The sequence below is a fragment of the Brachybacterium nesterenkovii genome, from assembly GCF_900163655.1.
Taxonomy (GTDB): Bacteria; Actinomycetota; Actinomycetes; order Actinomycetales; family Dermabacteraceae; genus Brachybacterium; species Brachybacterium nesterenkovii.
The window spans coordinates 23,061-49,591 of record NZ_FWFG01000109.1; the positions used below are offsets into that span (position 1 = coordinate 23,061).

Consider the following 26,531-nt stretch of genomic DNA (forward strand, 5'->3'; position numbering starts at 1 on the left):
ATCGCGGGCTCCGCCGATGCTATGGTTCTCGACGAGCTCTTCGCTCGTACAGGGTTGTTACTCGCATGAGGCAAGACCTGGGACCGCGCTCCCGCGCACCGTCCCGGGTCTTCTTTCATGCCCGGGAGCCGACAGGACCCCGGAGCGCCCGACGGCGTCGGCTCGGTCCCCGATCCCTCGGATCACTGTCATCTCCCCTGCGAAGGCGCATCATGACCACCACACCTCCCGGCTCCGGGAGCCTCGCCGAGGACATCGTCCGCGGCGTCGGCGGCCCCGAGAACATCGAGAGCCTCACCCACTGCGCGACCCGACTGCGCTTCCAGCTCCACGACGGCGACAAGGTCGACCGCTCGTTCCTCGACGCCCTGAGCGGCGTCATGGGCACCGTCCCCCAGAGCGGCGACCGCTTCCAGGTCGTCATCGGCGGCGCCGTCGCGAGCGTGTTCTCCTCGATCATGAACCTCCCCTCGATGGCCGACGGCGGCACGCCCCGCGCCAAGACCGACGCGGAGATCAAGGCCGAGATCCGCGCCAAGGGCAAGGGCCGCTTCTCCTTCATCGACAACTTCTTCGAGTACCTCTCGGACTCGTTCCGCCCGCTGCTGGGCGTGCTGCTGGGAGCCTCGCTGATCATCGCGATCGCCTCGATGCTCGACGCCTTCGGGGTCATCGACTTCCACGCCGAGGTCAAGCCCGCGACCTGGGTCTTCGTCGACGCCATGTGGCGCTCCGTGCTCCACTTCCTGCCGATCATGGTCGCCTACAACGCGGCGAAGAAGCTCAACGTCGACGGCTGGCTCGGAGCGGCGATCATGGCCGCCCTCATGACCCCGGACTTCGCCGGCATGCTCAAGCCGGAGAACAAGATCCCCGGGGTCGAGTACGTCACCAACGACACCCTCGGCACCACGAGCGCCGTCGCCCACGTCTTCGGCCTGCCGATGCAGCTCAACGACTACAGCGGCCAGGTGTTCGTGCCGCTGCTGATGGTCCCGCTGCTCGCGCTGCTCTACCGCGGCCTGCAGAAGATCTTCCCCGAGAACGTGCAGCTCGTCTTCGTGCCGTTCCTGTCGATGCTCGTGATGATCCCGGTCACCGCCTTCGTCATCGGCCCGCTCGGCGTGTGGCTGGGCTCGGGCATCGGCGTGGGCCTGGCCTGGCTCAACGGCCACGCCCCGATCGTCTTCGCGATCCTCATCCCACTGCTCTACCCGTTCCTGGTGCCACTGGGCCTGCACTGGCCGCTCAACGCGCTCATGCTCGCCAACATCAACTCCCTGGGCTACGACTTCATCCAGGGCCCGATGGGCACGTGGAACTTCGCCTGCTTCGGCGCGACCGCCGGCGTTCTGCTGCTGTCGCTGCGCCACCGCGAGAAGGAGATGCGCCAGACCGCGACGGGCGCGCTCGCCGCGGGCCTGCTCGGCGGCATCTCCGAGCCCTCGCTCTACGGCATCCACCTGCGCTTCAAGCGCATCTACCCGCGCATGCTCGCCGGCTGCCTCGTCGGCGGCGTCACCATCGGCCTGCTCGGCGGCGTGAACACGAGCGCCTTCGCGTTCACCTCGCTGCTGACCATCCCGGTCTTCGACCCGATGATCACGTACATCATCTCGATCACCGTCGCCTTCGTCGTGGCCCTGCTGGCCGTGTACTTCTCGGACTACCTGTCCAAGGAGGAGCGTGCCGAGGCCAACGCCCGTCGTGACGCGGAGGAGGCCGCCGCCCGCGGCATCGTCTCCGCTCCCGCCGAGCGCGCGACCGTCGGCGCCACCGCGGTCGGCGCCGGCGCGGCCGGCAGGGGTGCGGCGTCGGTCCTGGCCCCCGAGGCCAGTGCGACGCACGCCGCCGCCTCGACCCCCGTCCCCGCGGGCGACATCGAGATCCAGGCGCCGGTCGCCGGTCGCGTCGTCGCCCTCGAGGACGTCTCCGACCCGGTGTTCTCCTCGAAGGCGCTCGGCGAGGGCGTGGGCATCGAGCCCGCGAACGGCCGCGTCGTCGCTCCCGTCGCCGGTGAGCTCATCTCCGTGGCCGGCACCGGTCACGCGTTCGGGATCCGCACCGACGACGGTGTCGAGGTGCTCATCCACATCGGCATCGACACCGTCCAGATGAACGGCCGCGGCTTCGACGTCGCGGTCCAGCCGGGGCAGCGCGTCTCGGTCGGCGACCTGCTGGCGACCGTCGACCTCGACGCCGTCCGCGAGGCCGGGTACGCGACCGTCATCCTGATGACGGTCACCAACACGGCGCAGTTCGCCGCGGTCGAGCCGCTCACGGGCAGCGACGTCGCCGCGGGCGAGACCGTGGTCGTCGTCCGCCGCTGAGGCTCTCCGGAGCCCCTGCAGGACCAGGCCCGGTCCACCGTCGCACGTCGACGGCGGACCGGGCCGCCGTGCACCGGCCGCCGTGCACCGGTCACCATGCACAGGCCGCGGCGCGAGGACGCGCCCGGGCGGCGGCGCGCACGTGCATCCGTGCTCACGAGGACGCGGGCCGATGCATCCGATCCCGCGATGATGCGGGACGATGGACCGATCGCCGAACCCTGGCGGCCGAGACGAGGAGGACGAGTCGCGTGAAGGTGCTGCGGGTCATCAACAACAACATCGTCCTCTCGCGCGACGCGAGCGGGCAGGAGGTCATCCTCACCGGACGCGGCCTCGGCTTCCGCGCCGCCCCGGGCCAGGAGATCGACCCCGCCCGCATCGTGCGCGAGTTCGTCCCCGCCGACGGCCGCGACCCCGACCACCTCGCCGAGCTGCTCGCCGCGATCGACGAGGAGGTCCTGCGGGCCGTGGTCATCGCCCTGGACGTCTCCGGCGTCGAGGGCCGCGCGACCACCCGCCCCACCCTCGCGATCGCCGTGGCCGACCACATCGAGGCGGCCCTCGAGCGCGCCCGCCGCGGCCAGAGCCTCGAGTACCCGGTGCGCGCCGAGGTGCAGACCCTGTACGCCGACGAGTACGCGCGCGCCGTGCACCTGCTCGCCGAGATCAACCAGCGCCTCGACCCGCCGCTGGCCGAGCACGAGGCCACGGCCCTGGCCCTGCACCTGGTCAACGCCGGCTTCGCCTCCGGGGACCTGTCGTTCACCTACACGATGACCGGCGTGATCCAGCAGCTCCTCGCCGTCGTCTCCGAGCGCTTCGGCATCGACGTGGACTCCACCTCGATGAGCGCCGCGCGCTTCATCACCCACGTGCGCTACCTGTTCGTGCGCGTCCACTCCCACCGCCAGCTCGACGAGCAGGATTCCGCGATCGGCCAGGCCATCCGCCGCAACTACCCCGAGGCGACCCGCGCCGCTGAGCAGCTCGCGACGATCATCGAGCTGCGCCTGGACTCGCATCTGACGGCCGACGAGGTCTCCTACCTGGCCCTGCACGTCGCGCGCATGACGATGGAGGGCGAGCAGAGCGCAGGGGGAGGGGGCGCCTGACGCCCGCGGATCACACTCCCTCGAGGCGCTCCGACAGCTCCATCCACGACTCCTCGACGCCCGTGAGCTCCTCCTCGCGCGCGGAGATCGCCGTCATCTCCTCGGCCATGCGCGTGTAGTCGCCCGGGTCGATGTCGCCGAGGCCCGCACGGGCCGCGGCGATCTCGGACTCCAGCTTCCCCATGCGCCGCTCGAGGGCCGACAGCTCCTTCTGGGCCTCCCGCAGCTCGCGCCCGGACAGGCCGGGCGCCGCGTCCGCCCCGCCGGCGGGCACGGGCGACGACGGCGCCGAGGACGAGGCCGCCGACGCCGCGTCCTCCTGCGCGGCCCGCAGCGCCAGATACTGCTCGACGCCGCCGGGCAGGTGGCGGACGGTGCCGTCCAGCACGGCGTACTGCAGGTCCGTCACGCGCTCGAGCAGGTAGCGGTCGTGGGAGACCACGATGAGCGGACCCGGCCAGGTGTCCAGGAGGTCCTCCATCGCCGCGAGCATGTCGGTGTCCATGTCGTTGGTGGGCTCGTCGAGGACCAGGACGTTGGGCTCCTCCAGGAGCGTGAGCAGCAGGTCCAGCCTGCGCTGCTGGCCGCCCGAGAGCCGTCCGGCGAGCACCTTCTGGTGCGCGCTCGTGAAGCCGAGGCGCTCGAGCAGCTGCCCGGGGGAGACCTCGTCGCTGCCCGCTCTGCTCCCCGCGCGGAACGTGGTCCGGTACCGGCCCACGACCTCGCTGACGCGCTCGTCGAAATGATCCGCGAGCCCGGTCATCCGCTGGGACACCTGACGGACGGTGACGGTCTTGCCGCGGCGCACGCGCCCGGTGCGCGCGACCAGGTCGCCGGTGATGAGCGCCAGCAGGGTGGACTTGCCGGCGCCGTTGGGCCCGAGGATCCCGATGCGGTCAGCAGGGCCGACGTGCAGCGTGACATCGCGCAGCACGTCCGCGCCGTCATAGCCGGCGGAGACGTCCTCGAGGTCGATCACGTCTCGGCCCAGACGGGAGGTGGCCAGGCGCGTCAGCTCGACGGTGTCGCGCACCGACGGCTCGTCGGCGATCAGCTCGTTCGCGGCGTCGATGCGGAACTTGGGCTTGGAGGTCCGGGCGGGAGCCCCGCGGCGCAGCCAGGCGAGCTCCTTGCGCATGAGGTTCTGGCGCTTGGCCTCCGCGGCCTGCGCCTGACGGTCGCGCTCGACGCGCTGGAGCACATAGGCGGCGTACCCGCCCTCGAAGGGATCGACCACACCGTCGTGCACCTCCCACATGCGGGTGCAGACGGCGTCCAGGAACCAGCGGTCGTGGGTGATGACCACCAGCCCGCCGCTGCGGGGGCTCCAGTGGGAGCGCAGGTGCTCGGCCAGCCACGCGATGCCCTCGACGTCCAGGTGGTTGGTGGGCTCGTCCAGCAGCAGCACGTCGTGGTCGCCCACGAGCAGCTCGGCCAGGTGCACGCGGCGGACCTGTCCGCCGGAGAGCACGGAGAGGTCCGCATCGAGGTCGATGTCCCCGAGCAGGCCACCCATCACGTCGCGGATCCGCGGGTCCGCGGCCCACTCGTGCTCGGGGCCGGTGCCGACGACGCGCTCGCGCACCGTCGTGCCTGGCGTCGCGTCGTCCTGCTGGTCGAGCACCCCGATCCGCACGCCCGAGCGCACGGTGACCCGCCCGGAGTCGGGCTCGCGGCGCCCCGCGAGGAGGGACAGGAGGGTGGACTTGCCATCGCCGTTGCGGCCGACGACGCCGATGCGGTCGCCGTCCTCGATCCCGAGGGTCACGGCATCCAGCAGGACGCGATCGGGCAGGGCGAGATGGAGCGCCTGGGCGCCCAGCAGATGAGCCATGGGTCAGGAAGCCTCGGCGGGGGTCGGGGTCGGTGAGGACTCGAAGGGGAGCAGCAGGGAGCGCAGGGTGGCGGCGAGGGCCTCGGCTCCGGCGGGATCGAGGGCGGCGAGCAGCTCGTGCTCGGAGGCGAGCAGATGCTCCATCGCCTCATCGACCGCCGCGGCCCCGGCGGGCTCGAGCGCGATGCGGACGGCGCGCCCGTCCCGCGGGTCCCGGGTGCGCGTGACGAGGCCGCGGGCGGCCATCTTGTCGATGCGCGTGGTCATCGTCCCGCTCGTCACGAGCGTCTGGTGCATGAGCGCGGTGGCCGAGAGCCCCTCGCCGTCGGCGCGACGCAGCGCCGAGAGGACGTCGAACTCCCAGGACTCCAGGCCCGAGGACGCGAAGGCCGCGCGGCGGGCGGACTCCAGATGACGGGCCAGGCGCGAGACGCGGGAGAGCACCGCCATGGGGGAGGTGTCGAGATCGGGCCGTGCCGCGGCCCAGCCCGCGATGATGCGATCGACCTCATCAGTGCTGGTGTCGAGATCAGTGCTGGTGTCGAGATCAGCGCTGGTCTCGAGCTCAGTGCTGGTCTCGAGCTCAGGGCCATCGTCGAGACCTGTGCTGTCATCGAGATCGGTGCCGGTCGCGGCGGGGCCGGTGTCGGGTGCGGGCATGACGGCCAGTCTACCGAGGCGCCCTCCGGCCGCCGACGGCCGTCGGCGGCTGCCGCGCGCCATCGTCCGCGGTCCGTGCTGGCCCGGGTCTCAGTGCTGTCTCAAGTCTCAGTGCTGCTGCAGGCGCGGGCTCTTCTCGAGCGCCCCCAGCCCGTACCAGGAGAGGTTGACCATGCGGGCGGCCATCTCCTCGCGCGAGGGAGTGCGGGTCTCCAGCCACCACTGGCCGGTGTAGGCGACCATCCCGACGAGCATCCGCGCGTACCCGGAGGCGTCCTTCGTCGTGTACTTGCGCATCCGCAGCTGCGCCGCCAAGATCGCCTCTACCTTCGCGGCGACATCCCCCAGCAGCGACGAGTAGGTGCCGGAGCCGGCCGCGGTGGGGGAGTCGCGCACGAGGATCCGGAAGCCGTCCTCGTGGTCGTCGATGTACGTGAGGAAGGCGAGCGCCGCGCGCTCCATGAGGATCCGGGGATGCTGGCGCGGATCGTCGAGGGAGGCCTCGAGCGCGCCCAGCAGGGTGGACGTCTCGCGATCCACGACCACGGCGTACAGCCCCTCCTTGCCGCCGAAGTGCTCGTAGACGATCGGCTTGGACACCTTGGCGCGCGCGGCGATCTCCTCGACGCTCGTGGCCTCGAAGCCCTTCTCCGCGAACAGCCGCCGCCCGACCGCGACCAGCTGCTCGCGCCGCTCGCGACCGGTCATCCGCGCCGCCCGCTCCCGGGCCCGTCTCGGCTCCCCCATGGGCGCAGTCTTCCACAGCCCGTCCTGCTGCCCGCTGCCGACGACGTCGCACCGGCGACCGGCGCACGGCCGGTAGGATCCCGGTGCGCCCGCTAGGGCGGATCCGCCATGGTGTAATCGGCAACACCTCAGATTTTGGTTCTGAAGTTTCAGGTTCGAGTCCTGATGGCGGAACGCCGTCGCCCTGGGCCCCACCCCGAGCAAGGAGAACCTGCGTGAACTCCCACGCCCCCCAGGCAATCGTCGTCCTCGCCGCCGGAGCGGGGACCCGCATGAAGTCCGCGGTCCCCAAGGTCCTGCACCCGATCTGCGGCCGCTCCCTCCTGATGCACGCCGTCACCGCGGCCGCCGGGCTCGACCCGGAGCGCCTCGTCGTGGTGGTCCGCCATGAGCGCGATCAGGTCGTCGAGCACCTCGCCGAGCACGCCGCGTTCGTCCGCGTCGCCGACCAGGACGAGATCCCCGGCACCGGCCGCGCCGTCCAGTGCGGCCTCGAGCAGGTAGACGCCGAGACCGGCACCGTGGTCGTCACCTACGGCGACGTCCCGCTGCTGGATGCGGCCACCCTCGAGCGCCTCGTCGCCGAGCACGAGGGCACGCACAGCGCCGTCACCGTGTTGACCGCGCGCATCCCCGATCCCACGGGCTACGGCCGCATCCTGCGCGACGAGGCGGGCGAGCAGGTGCTCGGCATCGTCGAGCACAAGGACGCCGACGAGGCCCAGCGCGCGATCGACGAGGTCAACTCCGGCATCTACGCCTTCGACCTCGCCGTGCTGCGCTCCGCCCTCTCCCGCATCGGCACCGACAACGCGCAGGGGGAGATGTACCTCACCGACGTGCTGGCCATCGCCCGCGAGGACGGCGGATCCGTGCGCGCGCTCGTCACGGATGACCCCGTCCTCGTCGAGGGCGCCAACGACCGCGTCCAGCTCGCCCAGCTCGGCGCCGAGATGCGCCGCCGCATCAACGAGCGCCACATGCGCGCGGGCGTCACGATCATCGATCCCGACACCACCTGGATCGACGCCGACGTCACGATCGGCCAGGACGCCGTCATCGAGCCCGGCGTCCAGCTGCAGGGCGCCACCGACATCGCCGGGGAGGCCGTGATCGGCCCCGACTCCACCCTGCGCGACACGGTCGTCGGCCGCGGCGCCCACGTGGTGCGCACCCAGGCGCTGCTCGCCGAGATCGGGGAGGAGGCGACCGTCGGCCCGTACACCTACCTGCGCCCGGGCACCGTCCTCGGCGCCCGCGGCAAGATCGGCGGCTTCTGCGAGACGAAGAACGCGCAGATCGGCGACGGCGCGAAGGTGCCGCATCTCTCGTACGTGGGCGACGCCGAGATCGGCGAGGGCACGAACATCGGCGCGGCGACGATCTTCGCCAACTACGACGGCGTGAACAAGCACCGCACGAAGGTCGGCCGCCACGTGCGCGTCGGCTCGGACAGCGTCCTCGTCGCGCCCGTCGAGATCGGCGACGGCGCCGCCACGGGCGCGGGCACCGTGGTCCGCAAGGACGTCCCGCCTGGTGCGCTCGCCGTGAACGCGAGCGGCCAGCGGAACGTGGAAGGATGGACCCAGCGCCGACGCGAGGGCACGGCCGCCGCCGAGGCGGCCCGCGAGGCCCTCGAGCGTGCCGCCTCCGGCGACGCGACCGACGCATCGGAGATGGACACCACGCACGGGGAGCAGGAGACACGATGAGCGGAATCGTCACGACGGGTGAGAAGCGGCTGGTCCTGGCCTCAGGGCGCGCGCACCCCGTGCTGGCGCAGGAGGTCTCCGAGGAGCTCGGCGTCGAGGTGCTCCCGATGGACGCGTGGGACTTCGCCAACGGCGAGATCTACGTGCGCTACGGGGAGTCGGTCCGCGGCTCCGACGCCTTCGTCCTCCAGTCCCACCCCGCCTCCATCAACACCTGGTTGATGGAGCACCTGATCATGATCGACGCGCTCAAGCGCGCGTCGACCAAGCGCATCACGGCGATCGCCCCGTCCTTCCCCTACGCCCGCCAGGACAAGAAGCACCGCGGCCGCGAGCCGATCTCGGCCCGTCTGGTCGCCGACCTCTACCAGACCGCCGGCATCGACCGCATGATCTCGGTGGATCTGCACGCGCCCCAGGTCCAGGGCTACTTCGACCGCCCCGTCGACCACCTGATGGCCCTGCCGATCCTCTCGAAGTACGTCGAGGGCAAGTACGGCCAGGAGGACATCGTCGTGGTGTCCCCGGACGCCGGCCGCATCCGCGTGGCCGAGCAGTGGGCCAAGCGCCTGGGCGGCATCGGCCTGGCCTTCGTGCACAAGTCCCGCGACCCCAAGCGTCCCAACCAGGCCGTCGCCAAGCGCGTGATCGGCGAGGTCAGCGGCAAGACCTGCATCCTCGTCGACGACATGATCGACACCGCGGGGACCATCGTCCAGGCCGTCGAGGCGCTCCACAGCCACGGCGCCACCAAGGTGGTCGTCGCGACCACCCACCCGATCCTCTCGGACCCCGCCACCGAGCGCCTGCGCACGAGCGGCGTGGCCGAGGTGATCTGCACCAACACCCTCCCGGTCCCGCCGGAGAAGGAGTTCGAGCAGCTCACCCAGCTGTCGATCGCACCCCTCATCGCCCGCGCCATCCGCGCGGTCTTCGACGACGGCTCGGTCACGAGCCTCTTCGACGGCGAGGTCTGAGAGACCCCGCCGCAGATCCTCACGACCGCAGAGACTCACGACGAAGGGTCCGTCTCCCCGCCGGGGGTGACGGACCCTTCGCCGTGGTGGCGGGCGCGGAGGTCAGATGAGGACGGGGTTGCCGCGCACCAGGCGCCGCCACAGCCCGCCGAGCCCGAGGAAGCGATCGGCCCCGATCGCGGCGAGGGCCAGCAGCAGGAACAGGTCGACGAGGTGGTAGTCGACGAACGGGTTCGGGGCGATCGGGAAGGATGCCAGCCACATCAGCAGCATCATCGCCGCGCCCGCGAGCGCCCCGAAGCGATGCAGGAAGCCGAAGGTGACGGTGAGGCCGACGCCCAGCAGGCCGAGCATGAACAGCCAGTCGGTCACGGGACCCAGCTCGAGCCAGAAGCGGAAGAAGCCGGCGAAGGGATTGCCCGTCGCCGGATCGACGACGCCGCCGAGGTAACCGGCGGTCGGGGCGCCGCCGTTGAGCCAGGAGCGCTCGGCGGGGGTGGAGAAGCCGAGGCCGATCAGCTTGTCGAAGAACGCCCAGAGGAACTCGAAACCGACGAGGATCCGGACGACCCCGAGCAGCGAGCGCCCGAGACCGGAGCGGACGTCATCGGCGGCGGGCCGTTCGCGGAGGTCCGCGGTCGAGGACGTCGTGGGGAGTGCGGAGCCGGAAGCCGTGGGGAACGGCCTTTCGTAAGGAGCGGGGTGATACCCGGAGGGGGGTACTCCGGAGTCATCACCCTACGGGCCCGCGCCGCCTAGCCGGGCAGGACCACGGTCCCATCACCGCTGATCAGGGGGCGGAATACTGGTATGGGGGCGAAGGGCGCACGGCCGGACGGCACGCACGGCGGAGCGGTCGCGCAGAGGCTCGGCGGAGGCCAAGGTCACATCCGGTGGCCCGGGTGCGACGGACGTCCCCCGTGCTAGCCTCGGGCAGTCACTTCGGCGAGGGGACCGGCATGTGCCGCGTCCCGTGATCGACGCGGTGCGGGACGAGCGCGAGCAGCGCCGGTCCGGGGACGCCCCAGGGGCGATGCCGACCGGCAGGCCGACGGGACCGCGGTGCGAGGATCCCGCCGCCCGCTCGATACCCAGGAGGCCCTCATGGCCGAGAAGCTCAACGTCCAGCCCCGCGAGGAGTTCGGCAAGGGCGCCGCCCGCCGCATCCGCGCCGAGCACAAGATCCCCGCCGTCGTCTACGGCCACGGCATGGACCCCGTCCATCTCGTGCTGCCCGGCCACGAGACCGCTCTGGCGGCCCGCAACTCCAACGCGCTGCTCGAGCTGGCCCTTCCCGACGGCACCGCGCACACCGTCCTCATCAAGGATCTGCAGCGCCACCCGCTGCGCCGCACCATCACCCACCTCGACCTCATCGCGGTCCGCCGCGGCGAGAAGGTCGAGGTCGACATCCCCGTGACGCTCACCGGCGAGGTCGTCTCCCCGGCGATCGCCGTGCTCGACGTCAACACCCTCACGCTCTCCGCGGACGCCATGAACGTCCCCGAGCAGATCGAGATCGACCTCGAGGGCAAGGAGGACGGCTTCCAGCTGTTCGCCGGCGACGTCGTCCTGCCCGAGGGCGCCGAGCTGGTCACCGACGCCGAGACCCTCGTGGTCGCCGTCCAGGTTCCCCGCGTGGACGAGGAGCTCGAGGCCGCGATCGAGGAGGTCGAGGCCGGGGGCGCCGAGGCCGGTGCCGACTCCGCCGAGGAGTCCGAGGGCGCGGAGGAGTCCGCCTCCGAGGAGTGACCCTCCCCGGACGGTCGCGGGACCCGTTTCCGTGATCGTCCGATCACCATCGCCGCTCCGGGGCGTCGCGCGCAGCGCGGCGCCCCGGTAGCGTTCTCCAGCGGTGCCGTCAGCAGGCGGTGCCGTCGAGCACGAGCAGGAGCATCGATCCATGAGCGCCACCCGCCTGCTGATCGGACTGGGCAACCCCGGCCCCGAGTACGCGAGCACCCGCCACAACATCGGGCAGATGGTGCTCGATGCCATCGCCGCGCAGACGGGATCGGCGTTCAAGGCGGCGCGTCGCGGCAAGGCGCAGGTCATCGAGGGCTACCTCGGTGCGCCGGGGAAGGGCGTGCGCACGATCCTCGCGCGGACCACCTGCTACATGAACGAGTCCGGGGGACCGACCCGGGCCCTCGCGGACTTCTACTCGATCGCGCCCGAGGACGTCGTGGTGGTCCACGACGATGTCGACCTGCCCTTCGACGCGATCCGTCTGAAGCGGGGCGGCGGCGAGGGCGGCCACAACGGCCTGCGCGACGTCACCAAGGCGCTCGGCACCAAGGACTACCTGCGCGTCCGCGTCGGCGTCGGGCGCCCCACCGGGCGCGGCGACACCGCCGACCATGTCCTCTCCTCCTTCTCGGCGACCGAGCGGAAGGTGCTGCCGATCCTCGTCGAGGACGCCGCCGAGGCCGCCGAGATGCTGATCCTCGAGGGGCTCGAGGCCGCGCAGCAGCGCTTCCACGGTCGGGAGGTCCGATGACCGCCGCGGCATCGAGCACCCCGAGCGCCTCCGCCGCCGTGCGCCGCCCGCCGCTCGCCCCCCTCCTCGACGCGGTCGCGGCCGGGCCCGATCTCACGGCCGTCCGGTCGCTCCTGGCCGACGCCGCGGCGGGAGACGACCCCGGCGTCGTCGCCCCGTCCGGGCTGCACCCGTTCATCGTCGCTGACCTCGCCCGCTCAGCACGGGCCGAGCGTCCCCTCGTCGTCCTGACGGCCACCACCCGGGCCGCGGAGGACGCGGTCGCCGCGCTCGCCGCCCTCGTCGGGGACGAGCACGTCGCGCAGCTGCCCGCCTGGGAGACGCTCCCGCATGAGCGCCTGTCCCCGCGCGCGGACACCGTCGCGCGACGCCTGGCGACGCTGCGCCGTATCGCGCACCCCGAGGACGGCGCCGAGGTGCGCGTGCTCGTCCTGCCGGTGCGCAGCCTCCTGCAGCCGGTCGCCACCGGGCTCGGCGATCTCGAGCCCGTGCGGGCCCGCGTGGGGGAGGAGCACCCCCTCGACTCCCTCGCGGAGCGCCTGGTCGATGCCGCCTACGTGCGCGTCGACATGGTCGAGCGGCGCGGCGAGTTCGCCGTCCGCGGCGGCATCCTCGACGTCTTCCCGCCCACCGAGCCCCACCCCGTGCGCGTCGAGCTGTTCGGCGACGAGGTCGACGAGGTGCGCTACTTCTCCGTCGCCGACCAGCGCTCCCTCGAGGTCGTCGAGCACGGGCTGGACGCGCCGCCCTGCCGGGAGATCCTCCTGACCGCCGCCGTCCGCGAGCGCGCCCGCGCCCGCGCCGAGGAGCTCCCCGGGGTCCGCGACATGCTGCTGCGGATCGCCGACGGCATCGCGGTCGACGGCATGGAGTCCCTCAGCCCCGTGCTCGTCGAGGCGATGGAGCAGGTGGTCGACACCCTGCCTCGCGGGGCCGCGGTGCTCGTGCTCGACCCCGAGCGCGTGCGCTCGCGCGCCGAGGAGCTCGTCGCGACGACCGACGAGTTCCTCGCGGCCGCGTGGTCGAGCGCCGCCGCGGGCGGCGGCCTGCCCATCGACGTCGGAGCGGCGAGCTTCGTGCCGCTCACGGAGGTGCGCGAGCACGCGCGCGGCCGCGGCGATCGCTGGGTCTCTCTGTCGCCCTTCGGCCTCGAGGAGGGCACGGACGTGACGGCCGGCGCCGTCGCCCACCCCGGCTACGGCGGCCGCTCCACCGACGCCGCCCGCGATCTGGGGCGCCGCCGCGCCGAGGGCTGGCGCGCCGTCGTGACGATGAGCGGCCCGGGCGGGGCGCGGCACATCGCCGAGAACCTCCAGGAGGCGGGCGTGCCGGCTCGCGCCGAGGTCGAGCTCACCGCCGATCTCGTCCCCGGCGAGACCCTCGTGACGGTCGGCCCCTTCCTCGAGGGCTTCGTCGACGAGGCCTCGCGGATCCTCGTCGTCTCCGAGCGCGATCTGACCGGCAAGTCCGGTGCCCGGCGCAGCGGCGAGCGGCGCATCCCCTCCCGTCGCCGCAACGTCGTCGACCCGCTCCAGCTCCGCCCCGGCGACCACGTCGTCCACGAGCACCACGGCGTGGGCCGGTTTGTCGAGATGACCAGCCGCACGGTCGGCGCGGGCGCCAAGCGCGCCACCCGCGAGTACCTCGTCATCGAGTACGCGCCCTCGAAGAAGGGGCAGCCCGGCGATCGCCTGTACGTGCCCAGCGACCAGCTCGACCAGGTCACCAAGTACGTCGGCGGCGAGGACCCGGCCGTCAACCGGATGGGCGGCTCGGACTGGGCCAAGACCAAGTCCCGCGCCCGCAAGGCCATCCGCGAGATCGCCGGCGAGCTCGTGCGCCTGTACTCGGCGCGCCAGAACGCCCCGGGCTTCGCGTTCTCCCCGGACACGCCGTGGCAGCGCGAGCTCGAGGACTCCTTCGAGTTCGTCGAGACCCCCGATCAGCTGACCACCATCGACGAGGTCAAGGCCGATATGGAGAAGCCGGTGCCGATGGACCGCCTGATCTGCGGCGACGTCGGCTACGGGAAGACGGAGATCGCCGTCCGCGCGGCCTTCAAGGCGGTCCAGGACGGCAAGCAGGTGGCCGTGCTCGCGCCCACCACGCTCCTGTCCCAGCAGCACCTGGACACCTTCACCGAGCGCTTCACGGGATTCCCCGTGACCGTCCGCGGCCTCTCGCGCTTCCAGAGCGCCGCGGACTCGGAGCGGACGATCGGGGGACTGCGGGACGGCAGCGTCGACGTCGTCATCGGCACCCACCGCCTGCTCACGGGCCAGGTGCGCTTCAAGGACCTCGGGCTCATCATCGTCGACGAGGAGCAGCGCTTCGGCGTCGAGCACAAGGAGACGCTCAAGGCGCTGCGCACCGACGTCGACGTGCTGTCGATGTCGGCCACGCCGATCCCGCGCACCCTCGAGATGGCCGTCACCGGCATCCGGGAGATGTCGACGCTGCAGACGCCGCCCGAGGAGCGCCACCCGGTGCTCACCTACGTCGGCGCGGAGGACGACAAGCAGATCGCCGCGGCGATCCGGCGCGAGCTCCTGCGCGAGGGCCAGGTGTTCTTCATCCACAACCGGGTCGAGGACATCGATCGGACCGCCCAGCGGATCCGGGACCTGGTCCCGGACGCCCGCGTCGAGGTCGCGCACGGGAAGATGAACGAGACCCAGCTCGAGCGCGTCATCGTCGACTTCTGGGAGAAGCGCTTCGACGTGCTCGTGTGCACCACGATCGTCGAGACCGGGCTGGACATCTCCAACGCCAACACCCTGATCGTCGAGAACGCCGACCGCTTCGGCCTGTCCCAGCTCCACCAGCTGCGCGGGCGCGTGGGCCGCTCGAGCGAGCGCGCCTACGCGTACTTCCTCTACCGCGCCGACAAGCCGCTGACCGAGACGGCGCATGACCGCCTCACGACGCTCGCGGCGCACACCGATCTCGGGGCGGGCATGCAGGTCGCGATGAAGGACCTCGAGATCCGCGGCGCCGGGAACCTGCTGGGCGGCGAGCAGTCCGGGCATATCGCCGGCGTCGGCTTCGACCTGTACGTGCGCATGGTCGGGGAGGCCGTCTCCGCGTACAAGGGGGAGTCGCAGGCCCCCACGAGCGACATCCGGGTCGAGCTGCCGCTGGATGCGCACGTGCCCCACGACTACATCGCGTCCGAGCGCCTGCGGCTGGAGGCCTACGCCAAGTTGTCCGCGGCCGACACCCTCGAGACGATCGAGGCCGTGCGGGCCGAGCTCGAGGACCGCTACGGCACGCCCCCGGCGCCCGTCGAGGTGCTGCTGGACGTCGCGCGCTTCCGCCTGGACTGCCGCGCCGCCGGCATCGACGAGGTGCAGACGCAGGGGAAGATGATCCGCTTCGCCCACATCGAGCCGGCGGACTCCGCGGCCCTGCGGATGCAGCGCCTGTACCCCGGCACGATGTTCAAGCCGACCCTGCGCCAGGTGCTCGTGCCGCGCCCGACCACCGCCCGCATCGGCGGCGCCGAGCTGCGCGACCACGAGCTGCTCGCCTGGGCGCGGAAGGTCCTCGAGGACCTGCAGGGCCCCGCGCGGGCGGCCACGGCATGAGCGCCGAGGACCGCGTCCCGCCTGCAGGGCACGAGGACGCGCTCGCGGAGCTGGCGCGCTCGCTCCGGATCATGGACGCGCTGCGCTCGCCCGGCGGCGACGCCTGGAGCGCCCAGCAGACCCATGCGTCCCTGGCCCGGTACCTCCTCGAGGAGAGCCACGAGGTCATCGAGGCGATCGAGCGCCGCGCCCCGGCCTCCGAGCTGATCGACGAGCTCGGCGACCTGTGGTTCCAGATCCTGTTCCACGCCCGGCTGGGGGAGGAGTCCGATCCCGCCTGGGGCATCGCCGACGTCGCGCGCGCGTTCTGCGAGAAGATGCTGCGCCGCAACCCGCACGTGTTCGCCGCCGACGCCGAGCAGGCGCTCGAGGACCCCGCCGACGTCGACGCGATCATCGCCCAGTGGCAGCGGGTCAAGGCCGCCGAGGCGGCGCAGAAGGGCGAGGGCACCGGCCGCACCGCGCTCACCGACGGGATCCCGCGCCGGCTGCCGGCGCTGCAGACCGCCGCCATGGCCGTCCACCGGGCGCGGTCCCAGGGCCGGCTCGACGCGCTGCTCGCGGCCGCCGACGGCGAGACGGACGGCATCGAGGGCGGGCGCCACGCCCGGGCGCTGCTGGATCTCGTCGTCGCCGCCGAGGCGGAGGACATCGATCCCGAGTCCGCGCTGCGCACGCTCCTGCTGCGCGCGGCGGAGCCGCCGGAGCCCGGTGGCCCTTTCGATCCGCAGCCCGATCGGGACGCCGATCCCTCCGATCCGGGCCCATCGGGCGCTGTTGGTCCCGCCCCGGCCCCGTAGACTGCTCGCAGGCGGTCAATGCCGACCGGCGAGACCCGAAACCCTCTTCAGAAGGAGAGAACGCCCATGGCAGTCATCGACGCCCTGTACGCCCGCGAGATCCTCGATTCGCGCGGCAACCCCACCGTCGAGGTCGAGATCCTCCTCGACGACGAGACCACCGCCCGCGCCGAGGTCCCCTCGGGCGCGTCGACCGGCGCCTTCGAGGCCGTCGAGCGCCGCGACGGCGACAAGGGCCGCTACCTCGGCAAGGGCGTCCAGCAGGCCGTCGCCGCCGTGATCGAGGACATCGAGCCCAAGGTCGTGAACATGGACGTCCGCGAGCTGCGCGCGATCGACCGCGCGATGATCGACCTCGACGGCACCGACAACAAGGGCACCCTCGGCGCCAACGCGATCCTCGGCGTGTCCCTCGCCGTCGCCAAGGCCGCCGCGCTGTCGGCCGACGTCCCGCTGTACCAGTACCTGGGCGGCCCGAACGTCCACCTGCTGCCCGTGCCGATGATGAACATCCTCAACGGCGGCTCGCATGCCGACTCCAACGTCGACATCCAGGAGTTCATGATCGCGCCGATCGGCGCCGAGTCGTTCGTCGAGGCCGTCCGCATGGGCGCCGAGGTGTACCACGCGCTGAAGTCCGTGCTCAAGGACCGCGGCCTGTCCACGGGGCTGGGCGACGAGGGCGGCTTCGCCCCCAACCTGGACTCCAACCGCGCGGCCCTCGACCTCATCCTCGAGGCCATCACCAAGGCCGGCTACGCCCCGGGCAAGGACGTCGCGCTCGCGCTCGACGTCGCGGCCTCGGAGTTCTTCGAGGACGGCGCCTACTCCTTCGAGGGCGGCAAGAAGTCCTCCGACGAAATGATCGACTACTACGCCGGCCTCGTCGCCGACTACCCGCTGGTGTCCATCGAGGACCCGCTGGACGAGGAGGACTGGGAGGGCTGGAAGGCCTTCACCGACCGCCTGGGCGACAAGGTCCAGGTCGTCGGCGACGACCTGTTCGTCACCAACCCCGTCCGCCTCGCCAAGGGCATCGAGACCGGCGCCGCCAACGCGCTGCTGGTCAAGGTCAACCAGATCGGCTCCCTCTCGGAGACCTTCGACGCCGTCGACCTGGCCCACCGCAGCGGCTACCGCTGCATGATGTCCCACCGCTCCGGTGAGACCGAGGACACGACGATCGCCGATCTCGCCGTCGCCGTCGGCTGCGGCCAGATCAAGTCCGGCGCCCCCGCCCGCGGCGAGCGCGTCAACAAGTACAACCAGCTGATCCGCATCGAGGAGGAGCTGGGCGACGCCGCCGTCTACGCGGGCGCCGCCGCCTTCCCCCGCTTCTCAGCCTGAGGCCTGTAGCCTCTGAGGCATGACAGCACGACGACCGGGCGCCCCGCGACGAGCGGGACGCCCGGTCTCGTCGTCCTCGGGGCATGCGAGCGGCGGCTCCCGCAAGCCCTCCGCGCGCACCTCGCGCCCTGAGCGCACGGCCGCGGCCTCCCGGCCCGCGGGCGCGGCGCGGCAGCGGCGCACGGCCGCCGCCGTGCCGCCGGAGGAGCAGGCCCCCGTCTGGGGGATCACCCGCCGGGCCCTCGTGCTGATCGCTCTGGTGGTGGTGGCTCTCGCGACCCTGGTCCCGACGGTCAACCGCTACGTGACCCAGCGCCAGCAGCTCGCCGCCGCCGAGCAGCAGGTGGCCCAGCAGCGCCAGGACGTGAAGGATCTCGAGGCCGAGGTGGCCCGCTGGGACGATCCCACCTTCGTGGCCTCCCAGGCCCGCGAGCGCCTGCTGTTCGCGATGCCCGGGGAGACCCAGTACCGGCTCACCGACTCCTCCGGCAAGGACGTCCCCGCCACGGAGGCGCAGCAGGAGCAGGCCCCCGCCGTCGAGGAGGACTGGTACGACTCCCTGTGGACGAGCGTCGAGGGCTCGAGCCGACTGCGCCCCGAGGACATCCCCGACTCCCAGACCCCCGGCGGCGACGGCTCCGCCTCGCCGTCCCCCTCCCCGGACGCCCTCGGGGAGACCGCACCGACCGATCAGGATCCCGCCGCGTGAACGCACTGCCTCCCCTCCCGTACGAGTCGCCGGCCACGGCGCAGGACCTCGAGGCGATGCGCGGCCAGCTCGGCCGCGACATGCGCGGGGTGGTCTCCATCGCCCGCCGCTGCGCCTGCGGTGCACCCGCGGTCGTGCGCACGGCGCCCCGCCTCGAGGACGGCACCCCGTTCCCGACCAGCCTGTACCTCACGCTGCCGTCGATGGTCGCGGCCGCCTCCCGCCTCGAGGCCCGCGGAGACCTCGCCGCCTGGACGGCGCGCCTGGCCGAGGACGAGGAGCTCGCCGCCGCCTACGCCGCGGCGCACCGGCTGTACATCGCACGTCGCGACGAGATCGGCCGGGCCGAGGAGGTCGCGGACGTCAGCGCGGGCGGGATGCCGACCCGCGTGAAGTGCCTGCACGCGATCATCGGGCAGTCCCTCGCGGAGGGGCAGGGCGCGAACCCGGTCGGCGACGCCGTCCTGGCGGAGCTCGCCGAGACGGCGTCGATCGACGTCTGCCGCTGCGAGACCGGAGCGGCCGCGGGGGAGGAGGCGTGAGCGCGCCGGTCGCCGCGATCGACTGCGGCACCAACTCGATCCGCCTGCTCATCGCCCGCGAGGCGGAGGACGGCAGCGGCCGCCTCATCGACCTCGAGCGGCACATGGAGATCGTGCGCCTGGGCTACGGCGTCGACCGCACCGGCCGCTTCGATCCCGCAGCCGTTGAGCGCACCCTCGACGCCGCCCGCCGCTATCGCACGCTCATCGAGCGCCACGGCGCCGAGCGCCTGCGCTTCGTCGCGACCAGCGCAACGCGCGACGCCTCCAATCGCGCCGACTTCATCGACGGCATCCGCGGCATCCTCGGCGTCGAGCCGGAGGTCGTCTCGGGCGACGTCGAGGCCGAGCTCTCCTTCGCCGGCGCGGTCACCACGCTCGAGGACCTCGCACCGGGGCCGCGGCTGGTCGTCGACATCGGCGGCGGATCGACCGAGCTCGTACTCGGCGTCGAGCGCCCCGAGCACCGCATCTCCCTCGACATGGGATCCGTGCGCATGACGGAACGCCACCTGCTCTCGGACCCCCCGACGCAGGACGAGATCGACGCCGCGATCGCGGACGTCGACGCGCACCTGGACCGCGCCGAGGAGCACGTCCCGCTCGACGCCGTCACGACGCTGGTGGGCGTCGCGGGCACGGTGACGACGATGACCGCGCTGGTGATGGGCCTGACGGAGTACCGGGCCGACGTGACGCACGGTGCCGAGATCCCCGCCGAGCGCTTCCTCGAGGCCTGCGAGCGGGTGCTGCGCGCCTCCCGCGAGGAGCGCTCGCGCGCCTCGATCATCCATCCCGGTCGGATCGACGTGATCGGCGCGGGCGCACTGATCTGGGCGCGGATCCTGCACCGCGTCCAGGAGCGGGCGGGCGTGGTGACGAGCCGCACGAGCGAGCACGACATCCTCGACGGCATCGCCCTGTCCGTGCTGCGCGATTCCTGAACAGAGACGCCTCTCACAGCCTCCGGACCCTGGTCTGCGCTTGGAGCGTCCGGGCCCGCGGTCATAGTCTGAGGCAATGAACAACACAACCGGCGGCACTCCGCATGTCCTGATCCTCGGCGGCGGTTCGGTCGGCATGACCGTCGCCTCGCAGCTCCGCAAGGCCATGGGCGCCGACGTCGCGATCACGGTCGTCGACTCCCGCCCGTACCTCACGTACCAGCCCTTCCTCCCCGAGGTGGGCGCGGGGTCGATCGACCCCCGCAACGTCCTGGCCCCGCTGCGCAAGGTGCTCGCGGGCACGAAGGTCGTCACGGGCTCCGTCTCGGAGATCCGCCACGCGGACCGCACTGTCGTCGTCGAGACCGAGGGCGACGCGCCCCTCGAGATCACCTACGACCACCTGGTGGTCGGGCTCGGCTCGGTCCCGCGCACGCTCCCGATCCCCGGCCTGGCCGAGAACGCGATCGGCTTCAAGTGGGTCGAGGAGGCCGTCACGGTCCGCGACCGCGTCCTGTCCGCCCTCGCCGAGGCCGCGTCGACCAAGGACGCCGAGACCCGCAAGCGCCTGCTGACCTTCACGTTCGTCGGCGGCGGCTTCGCCGGCGCCGAGGCGCTCGCCGAGGTCCAGGACATGGTGGCCGACACCCTGCGCTACTACCCGGACCTGCACGCCTCCGACGTCCGCTTCGTGCTCATCGAGGCCATGGGCCGCATCCTCCCCGAGGTGGGCGAGGAGCTGGGCCGCTACGCGCTCGACCAGCTGCGCGAGCGCGGCGTCGAGGTCAAGCTCGAGACCTTCATGAACTCGTGCGAGAACGGCGTGGTCAAGACGTCCGACGGCGACGAGTTCGCCTCGGAGCTCATCGTCTGGACCGCCGGCATCAAGCCCAACCCGGTCCTCGCGCAGTCCGACCTCCCGCTGAACCAGACCGGTCGCCTGGACTGCCTGGCCGACCTGCGGGTCAAGGACGAGAACGGCCCGATCGAGGGCGTCTTCGCCGCCGGCGACTGCACGACCGTCCCCGACCTCGCCTCCGGCGAGGGCAAGGTCTGCGTCCCCAACGCCCAGCACGCGACCCGGCAGGGCAAGCGCCTGGCGGACAACATCGTGCGCACCATCCAGGGGCGCCCGCTGGTGGACTACTACCACAAGAACCTCGGCACCATGGCGACGCTCGGCATGTACAAGGGCGTCGGGACGCTGTTCTTCGGCGACCGCAAGGTCGAGCTCAAGGGCCTCCCGGCTTGGGCCGCGGCGCGCGCCTACCACGTGTACGCGATGCCGACCGCGGAGAAGAAGGTCGGCGTGATCAGCGACTGGGTCGCGAACCTCGTGGGTGGACGGGACATCCTCGGCATCCCCGAGTCGACCGAGCCCCGCAAGGCCTTCGAGCTGACCGCGGCCTCCACGCCGAAGAAGGGCTGAGCCGACGACGAGCTGAGCCGACCGCGGCCTGAGCCGACCATGGGCTGACCGGCGGGCGCCTGCACGGGCTGTCCCGCCCGGCCCCCTCCACCGCACGTCGGGTCGACGGCGCCAGGGGATCTGCGGATCCCCTGGCGCCGTCCTGCGTCCTGGCTGCGGGTCCAGGGCGCGAGTCCCCGTCGGAGTGCGGGCTGCCCGGCCCCGTCGGAGTGCGGGCTGCCCGCCCGGCTCCGTCCGCTGCTCCTCTCCGGGTCGGGCGTGTGGGGGCGCAGCACGGTGGTCGTCCCCGCTGGGCCCTTTCCCGCCGTACACTGATGGCAGAAGCTGATCGTTTATCGGAGTGAACGGTCACGAACTGCCATAGGAGGCCGGTCGTGCCGGCCAGGAGGGGGAGGGCCATGGAGGTCGTCATCGTCGGCAGCCCGGAGGAGGGCGCCCGCATCGTCGCGGACATGGTCGAGGAGACGGTGCGCGAAGCCGGCGAGCGCGGTGCGACGCTGGGCCTGGCCACCGGATCGTCCCCGGTCCTCGCCTACCGCGAGCTGATCCGCCGTCACCGCGAGGAGGGGCTCTCGTTCGCGGCCTCCCGCGCCTTCATGCTCGACGAGTACGTGGGTCTGGGCCCGGACTTTCCTCAGAGCTACCACCGCTTCATCCGCGAGAACCTCGTCGACCACGTGGACCTCGCCGACGACCGCGTGCTCGGCCCGCGCGGGGACGCGCCCGACCCGGTCGCCGAGGCGGCTCGTTACGACGCCTCGATCCGAGAGGCCGGAGGCGTCGACCTGCAGATCCTCGGTGTGGGCACCGACGGGCACATTGCCTTCAATGAGCCGACCAGCTCCCTGGCCTCGCGCACCCGTCTGAAGACCCTCACGCGCCAGACCGTCGCGGACAACGCCCGCTTCTTCGACAGCCCGGCAGACGTCCCCGTCCACGTGCTCACCCAGGGCGTGGGCACGATCCTCGAGGCGCGGCGCCTCGTCCTCACCGCGACGGGGGAGGCCAAGGCCGAGGCGATCGCGCAGACGGTCGAGGGGCCACTCAGCGCACGCTGGACGGCGACTGCGCTCCAGATGCACCCGGCGGCGACGATCGTCGTCGACGAGGCGGCGGCCTCCCGGCTCGAGCTCGCCGACTACTACCGCTTCGTGCAGGAGCAGAGGCAGCGCGCGGAGCGCTGAGAGGCCCCTCGCGGCGGACCTCGGCCGCCGGGGTGTGTCTTTGGTCGCGGTCGCGGGACGACGCCCCGGTCGGACGCGGGGCACGGGGCCTCGCCTCGCTAGCATGCGCCCATGAGCGCAGCATCCTCCTCCGACCTCGGCCCGGCGTCCCCCAGCGCCTCGGGCCTCGACCGCTTCTTCGAGATCAGCCGCCGCGGCTCCACCATCGGCCGCGAGATCCGCGGCGGTCTCGTCACCTTCTTCGCGATGTGCTACATCGTCGTCCTGAACCCCCTGATCATCGGCACGGTCCCGGACTCCACGGGGCACTACCTGGGCGGCGGGACGGCGCCCAACCTCCCGGCCGTGGCGGCGGGCACCGCCCTCATCGCTGGCATCATGTCGATCCTCATGGGCACGTGGGCCCGCTTCCCCCTCGCCCTGGCCACCGGGCTGGGCCTGAACGCGTACGTCGCCTACTCGGTGGTCTCGCTGCCCGGGATGACCTGGGCCGGGGCGATGGGCCTCGTCGTCCTCGAGGGCCTGGTGATCCTCGTGCTCGTGATGACCGGTCTGCGCCGAGCCATCTTCGAGGCGGTCCCGCCGTTCCTGAAAACGGCGATCGGCGTGGGCCTGGGTCTGTTCATCGCCTTCGTCGGCCTTTTCAACGCGCGCTTCGTCACCCACGCGGCGGCCACCCCCGTGCAGCTGGGCAATGACGGCTCGCTGACCGGCTGGCCCACGCTCGTGTTCGTCATCGGCCTGCTGCTGACGATCGTCCTGTGGGTCCGCCGCGTCCCCGGGGCCATGCTCATCTCCATCGTCGCCGCGACCCTGCTCGCCGTCGTGATCGAGGCCGTGGAGCACCTGGGCGCCTTCGCCCCCGCGACCGATGCGGACGCCGGCAACCCGGGCGGCTGGAGCCTGAACCCGCCGGCCCTGAGCGGCTCGCCGATCGCCCTGCCGGACCTGTCGACCCTCTTCACGGTCGACCTCGTCGGCGGCGTCACCGCGATCGGCGTCATCGGCGTCATCGTCGTCGTCTTCTCGCTGCTGCTCGCGGACTTCTTCGACACGATGGGCACGATGGTCGCGGTCGCGCAGGCCGGCGACCTCGTGCAGGAGGACGGAGACATCCCCGGCACCCAGCGCATCCTGCTGGTCGACTCCCTCGCGGCGGTCGCCGGCGGCATCGGCGGCGTGAGCTCCGCGACCGCCTACGCGGAATCCGCGACCGGCGTCGGCGAGGGCGCCCGCACGGGCCTCGCCTCGGTCGTGACCGGGATGGCGTTCCTCGCCTCGATGTTCCTGGCCCCCGTGGTCGCGATGGTCCCCTACGAGGCCGCGACCCCGGCGCTGGTCATGGTGGGCTTCTTGATGATGACCCAGATCGTCGACATCGACTTCTCCGACGTCGAGAAGGCGATCCCGGCCTTCCTCACGATCATCCTCATGCCCTTCGCCTACTCGATCACGGTGGGCATCGGGGCCGGCTTCGTGACCTACGTGCTCATCCGCATCGTGCGCGGCCGGGCCCGCGAGGTGCACTGGCTGCTGTACGTGGTCGCGCTGCTGTTCGTCGCCTACTTCCTGCGCGGCGCGATCGAGCACCTCATCGTCTGAGGCAGGAGCGCCGCCGCTGCCTGTGCTGCGCGGCGGAGACAGGAAGGGGCCCCGGGAGCGATGAGATGCTCCCGGGGCCCCGTCTTGTGTCCGGGGGTCTCAGCCGAGGGCGTCGAGCACGTGGTCGAGGCAGGCGATGAGGGCGGCGACGTCGCTCTCGGGGACCGCGGGGAAGGTCGCGATCCGCAGCTGGTTGCGGCCGAGCTTGCGGTAGGGCTCGATGTCGACCACGCCGTGGCGGCGCAGCGTGGCGGTGACGGCGGTGGCGTCGATGCGCTCGTCGACGTCGAGCGTCGTGACCACCTGCGAGCGGGCCGCGGGATCGGCGACGAAGGGGGTGATCTCCTCGCGCCGCTCGGCCCAGGCGTGGAGCATGCCGCTGGTGCTGCGGGTGCGGGCATCGGCCCAGGCGAGCCCGCCCTGCTCGAGCATCCAGTCGATCTGCTCCGCCATCAGCAGCAGCGTCGCGACGGCGGGCGTGTTGAGGGTCTGGTCCTTGCGCGAGTTGTCGATCGCGGTCTGCAGGGACAGGAACGCGGGGATCCAGCGGTCGGTCGCGGCCGCCAGCTCGGAGGCCCGCTCGAGCGCGGCGGGGGACATGAGGGAGATCCAGAGCCCGCCGTCCGAGGCGAAGGACTTCTGCGGCGCGAAGTAGTAGCCGTCGACCTGGCCCATGTCGACGGCGATGCCGCCGGCGCCCGAGGTGGCGTCGACGAGGACGAGCTGGTCCGCCCCGGCGCCGGCGACGCGCTGGACGGGGGCCATCACGCCCGTGGAGGTCTCGTTGTGCGGCCAGGCGTAGACATCGACATCCGCGGAGGCGACAGGGGCGGGAAGGGTGCCGGGCTGGGCCGAGATCACCTCGGGGTCCTCGAGGTGCGGAGCCGCAGCGGTCTCCACGGCGAACTTCGAGGAGAACTCGCCGAGGACCAGGTGCTGGGAGCGACGGCGGACCAGGCCGAGGGCGGCGATGTCCCAGAAGGCGGTTGAGCCGCCGTTGCCGAGCACCACCTCGTACCCCTCGGGGGGGGAGAAGAGCTCCGCGAGGCCGCGGCGCACGCGCCCGACGACGTCCTTGACCGGGGCCTGGCGGTGTGACGTGCCGATGATGCCCGGATTGGCGGCGAGGAGCGCGTCCATCTGGGCGGGGCGGACGCGGGAGGGGCCCGAGCCGAAGCGGCCGTCGGCGGGGAGGAGGTCGGAAGGGATGGTGATGTCCGGGAGCTGTGCGGCGTTCATGGCTCCATCCTCGCCCCCGAGTGCTGCGCCGTGCGCGGCCGTCCGCGGGCCGGAGCGGTGTCGGGGAACGACGGAGCGGTGCTGGAGCACGACGGAGCGGTGCCCGGCCGGACCTCACCGATGCATCTGGCAGGATCAGGAGCATGAGCCGAGCAGATCTGGACAAGAAGCCGTACGACGTCGCGGGGATGTTCGACTCCGTCGCCCGGCGGTACGACCTCATGAATTCCCTGATGGCTCCGGGGCAGGTGGGCCGCTGGCGCCGTGCGATGGTCGAGGCGCTCGATCTGCCGGCCGGCTCGACCGTGCTGGACCTCGCGGCAGGGACCGGCACCTCCACCGCCGCGCTCCTGGAGGCGGGGCTGGACGCGGTCGCCTGCGACTTCTCCCTGGGGATGATGACCGAGGGCCGCCGCCGCCAGCGCGATGTCCCCTTCGTCGGAGGCGATGCGCAGCACCTGCCGTTCTCGGACGGCTCCTTCGACGGGGCGGTCGTCTCCTTCGGCCTGCGCAATGTGCAGGACCCGAAGCGGGGCATCGCCGAGATGGCCCGCGTGGTGCGACCCGGGGGAGTGGTCGTCGTCTGCGAGTTCTCCACGCCGACGAACGCGGCGTTCCGCGCGCTCTACCAGCGCTACCTGCTCCGGGCGATCCCGGCTGTCGCCTCGAAGGCGTCCTCCTCGCCCGAGGCCTACGACTACCTCGCCGAGTCGATCCTGTCCTGGCCGGACCAGGCGGAGCTGCGCGCGTGGTTCGAGGCCACGGGCCTGCGCACCTGCCAGTACAGGAACATGAACGGCGGGATCGTGGCGCTCCACCGCGGTGTCGTCCCCGCAGGACCCGCTGGTCAGGCAGGACCCGCTGGGCAGGACTGACCTCCGGGGCTGGCACGGGGCGGGACGAGGGCGCCGGCTCGCGGCTGTGCCAGGGCGCCTGAACGCCCTGTGTCGCAGGACACCCCGAAAAAGGGCCTCTCGAGTTGACGCGCCCGGCGCATCCGCGTAATGTTCTTTCTCGTGCCCGGCCGAACGGGACGAACGAAGAGCCAAGGCTCCGAAGCTCGAAACAACGGCTGACCAGCACGAACAGCTCCGAAGATGGACGGCGCGACACGGGTCACACCGAGTCGAGTTGACATGGAGGAGCGAAGGCCCTAAGTTATAAGGGTTGCCCCGGACGGAAAGATCCGACACGGATCCGGAAGCCGAGTGCGTATGTTGTTTGAGATCTCAATAGCGTGTCTGTTTGTTGATGCCAAATGTTTTGTTTGGCA

Annotated in this window: 21 protein-coding genes and 1 tRNA gene; 17 read left to right on the forward strand and 5 right to left on the reverse strand. The window is 72.1% G+C overall.

What is annotated here, in order from left to right:
* The first annotated feature begins 212 nt into the window (after positions 1-212).
* Positions 213-2,330, forward strand: coding sequence for a glucose PTS transporter subunit IIA (locus FM110_RS12640; protein WP_087105107.1), 2,118 nt, complete (start codon positions 213-215; stop codon positions 2,328-2,330).
* 251 nt (positions 2,331-2,581) lie between these two features.
* Positions 2,582-3,445 carry a PRD domain-containing protein gene (locus tag FM110_RS12645; protein ID WP_087105108.1) on the forward strand — a complete coding sequence of 288 codons (864 nt, stop codon included), beginning with the start codon at positions 2,582-2,584 and terminating at the stop codon, positions 3,443-3,445.
* A gap of 10 nt (positions 3,446-3,455) precedes the next feature.
* Here FM110_RS12645 and FM110_RS12650 read toward each other — a convergent pair whose 3' ends face one another.
* From FM110_RS12650 to FM110_RS12660, 3 genes are all read right to left on the reverse strand, one after another.
* On the reverse strand, positions 3,456-5,279 hold the full coding sequence (locus tag FM110_RS12650) for an ABC-F family ATP-binding cassette domain-containing protein (RefSeq protein ID WP_087105109.1): 1,824 nt from the start codon (positions 5,277-5,279) through the stop codon (positions 3,456-3,458).
* Positions 5,280-5,282: 3 nt separating this feature from the next.
* Positions 5,283-5,939 carry a MarR family winged helix-turn-helix transcriptional regulator gene (locus FM110_RS12655; protein ID WP_087105110.1) on the reverse strand — a complete coding sequence of 219 codons (657 nt, stop codon included), beginning with the start codon at positions 5,937-5,939 and terminating at the stop codon, positions 5,283-5,285.
* A gap of 108 nt (positions 5,940-6,047) precedes the next feature.
* On the reverse strand, positions 6,048-6,686 hold the full coding sequence (locus FM110_RS12660; RefSeq protein ID WP_234992460.1) for a TetR/AcrR family transcriptional regulator: 639 nt from the start codon (positions 6,684-6,686) through the stop codon (positions 6,048-6,050).
* Between the two features lie 102 nt (positions 6,687-6,788).
* Between FM110_RS12660 and FM110_RS12665 the strand changes: the two genes are divergently transcribed.
* The 3 genes from FM110_RS12665 to FM110_RS12675 all read left to right on the forward strand — a co-directional run bounded on the left by FM110_RS12665 (position 6,789) and on the right by FM110_RS12675 (position 9,375).
* Positions 6,789-6,860: transfer RNA gene (locus tag FM110_RS12665), tRNA-Gln, on the forward strand.
* Between the two features lie 41 nt (positions 6,861-6,901).
* On the forward strand, positions 6,902-8,398 hold the full coding sequence (glmU, locus tag FM110_RS12670) for a bifunctional UDP-N-acetylglucosamine diphosphorylase/glucosamine-1-phosphate N-acetyltransferase GlmU (protein ID WP_087105112.1): 1,497 nt from the start codon (positions 6,902-6,904) through the stop codon (positions 8,396-8,398).
* On the forward strand, positions 8,395-9,375 hold the full coding sequence (locus FM110_RS12675) for a ribose-phosphate diphosphokinase (protein WP_087105113.1): 981 nt from the start codon (positions 8,395-8,397) through the stop codon (positions 9,373-9,375). The genes glmU and FM110_RS12675 overlap by 4 nt, the downstream gene beginning before the upstream one ends.
* A 102-nt stretch (positions 9,376-9,477) precedes the next feature.
* Here the strand turns inward: FM110_RS12675 and FM110_RS14340 are convergent, their stop codons facing one another.
* Complete coding sequence (locus FM110_RS14340) at positions 9,478-9,747, reverse strand: hypothetical protein (RefSeq protein WP_200810249.1); 270 nt, start codon at positions 9,745-9,747, stop codon at positions 9,478-9,480.
* Between the two features lie 732 nt (positions 9,748-10,479).
* Here FM110_RS14340 and FM110_RS12685 point away from each other — a divergent pair.
* The 11 genes from FM110_RS12685 to FM110_RS12735 all read left to right on the forward strand — a co-directional run bounded on the left by FM110_RS12685 (position 10,480) and on the right by FM110_RS12735 (position 24,019).
* A complete protein-coding gene (locus tag FM110_RS12685; RefSeq protein ID WP_087105114.1) occupies positions 10,480-11,127 on the forward strand; it encodes a 50S ribosomal protein L25/general stress protein Ctc in 648 nt (215 codons plus the stop codon).
* A 151-nt stretch (positions 11,128-11,278) separates the two neighbouring features.
* Positions 11,279-11,875: an aminoacyl-tRNA hydrolase gene (gene pth, locus FM110_RS12690; RefSeq protein ID WP_087105115.1), complete on the forward strand. Its 597-nt coding sequence runs from the start codon at positions 11,279-11,281 to the stop codon at positions 11,873-11,875.
* Positions 11,872-15,462, forward strand: a complete 3,591-nt coding sequence (gene mfd, locus FM110_RS12695; protein WP_087105116.1) for a transcription-repair coupling factor — start codon at positions 11,872-11,874, stop codon at positions 15,460-15,462. Before pth ends, mfd begins: the two co-directional genes overlap by 4 nt.
* Positions 15,459-16,262, forward strand: a complete 804-nt coding sequence (locus FM110_RS12700) for a MazG nucleotide pyrophosphohydrolase domain-containing protein (protein ID WP_234992461.1) — start codon at positions 15,459-15,461, stop codon at positions 16,260-16,262. Before mfd ends, FM110_RS12700 begins: the two co-directional genes overlap by 4 nt.
* A 66-nt stretch (positions 16,263-16,328) precedes the next feature.
* Positions 16,329-17,609, forward strand: a complete 1,281-nt coding sequence (gene eno, locus FM110_RS12705; RefSeq protein ID WP_087105117.1) for a phosphopyruvate hydratase — start codon at positions 16,329-16,331, stop codon at positions 17,607-17,609.
* 19 nt (positions 17,610-17,628) lie between these two features.
* Positions 17,629-18,318 carry an FtsB family cell division protein gene (locus tag FM110_RS12710; protein ID WP_087105118.1) on the forward strand — a complete coding sequence of 230 codons (690 nt, stop codon included), beginning with the start codon at positions 17,629-17,631 and terminating at the stop codon, positions 18,316-18,318.
* A complete protein-coding gene (locus tag FM110_RS12715; protein WP_087105119.1) occupies positions 18,315-18,860 on the forward strand; it encodes a DUF501 domain-containing protein in 546 nt (181 codons plus the stop codon). The genes FM110_RS12710 and FM110_RS12715 overlap by 4 nt, the downstream gene beginning before the upstream one ends.
* Positions 18,857-19,804, forward strand: a complete 948-nt coding sequence (locus FM110_RS12720; protein ID WP_087105120.1) for a Ppx/GppA phosphatase family protein — start codon at positions 18,857-18,859, stop codon at positions 19,802-19,804. Before FM110_RS12715 ends, FM110_RS12720 begins: the two co-directional genes overlap by 4 nt.
* A gap of 76 nt (positions 19,805-19,880) precedes the next feature.
* Entirely contained in the window at positions 19,881-21,233 is a 1,353-nt protein-coding gene (locus FM110_RS12725; protein WP_087105121.1) for an NAD(P)/FAD-dependent oxidoreductase, read from the forward strand.
* A gap of 398 nt (positions 21,234-21,631) precedes the next feature.
* Entirely contained in the window at positions 21,632-22,417 is a 786-nt protein-coding gene (nagB, locus tag FM110_RS12730; protein ID WP_087105122.1) for a glucosamine-6-phosphate deaminase, read from the forward strand.
* Positions 22,418-22,528: 111 nt separating this feature from the next.
* A complete protein-coding gene (locus tag FM110_RS12735; RefSeq protein ID WP_087105123.1) occupies positions 22,529-24,019 on the forward strand; it encodes an NCS2 family permease in 1,491 nt (496 codons plus the stop codon).
* A gap of 99 nt (positions 24,020-24,118) precedes the next feature.
* Here the strand turns inward: FM110_RS12735 and serC are convergent, their stop codons facing one another.
* Positions 24,119-25,258: a phosphoserine transaminase gene (serC, locus tag FM110_RS12740; RefSeq protein WP_087105124.1), complete on the reverse strand. Its 1,140-nt coding sequence runs from the start codon at positions 25,256-25,258 to the stop codon at positions 24,119-24,121.
* 143 nt (positions 25,259-25,401) lie between these two features.
* On the opposite strand from serC, the gene FM110_RS12745 reads away from it, so the two are divergent.
* Complete coding sequence (locus tag FM110_RS12745) at positions 25,402-26,133, forward strand: ubiquinone/menaquinone biosynthesis methyltransferase (RefSeq protein WP_087105125.1); 732 nt, start codon at positions 25,402-25,404, stop codon at positions 26,131-26,133.
* Positions 26,134-26,531: the final 398 nt, after the last annotated feature.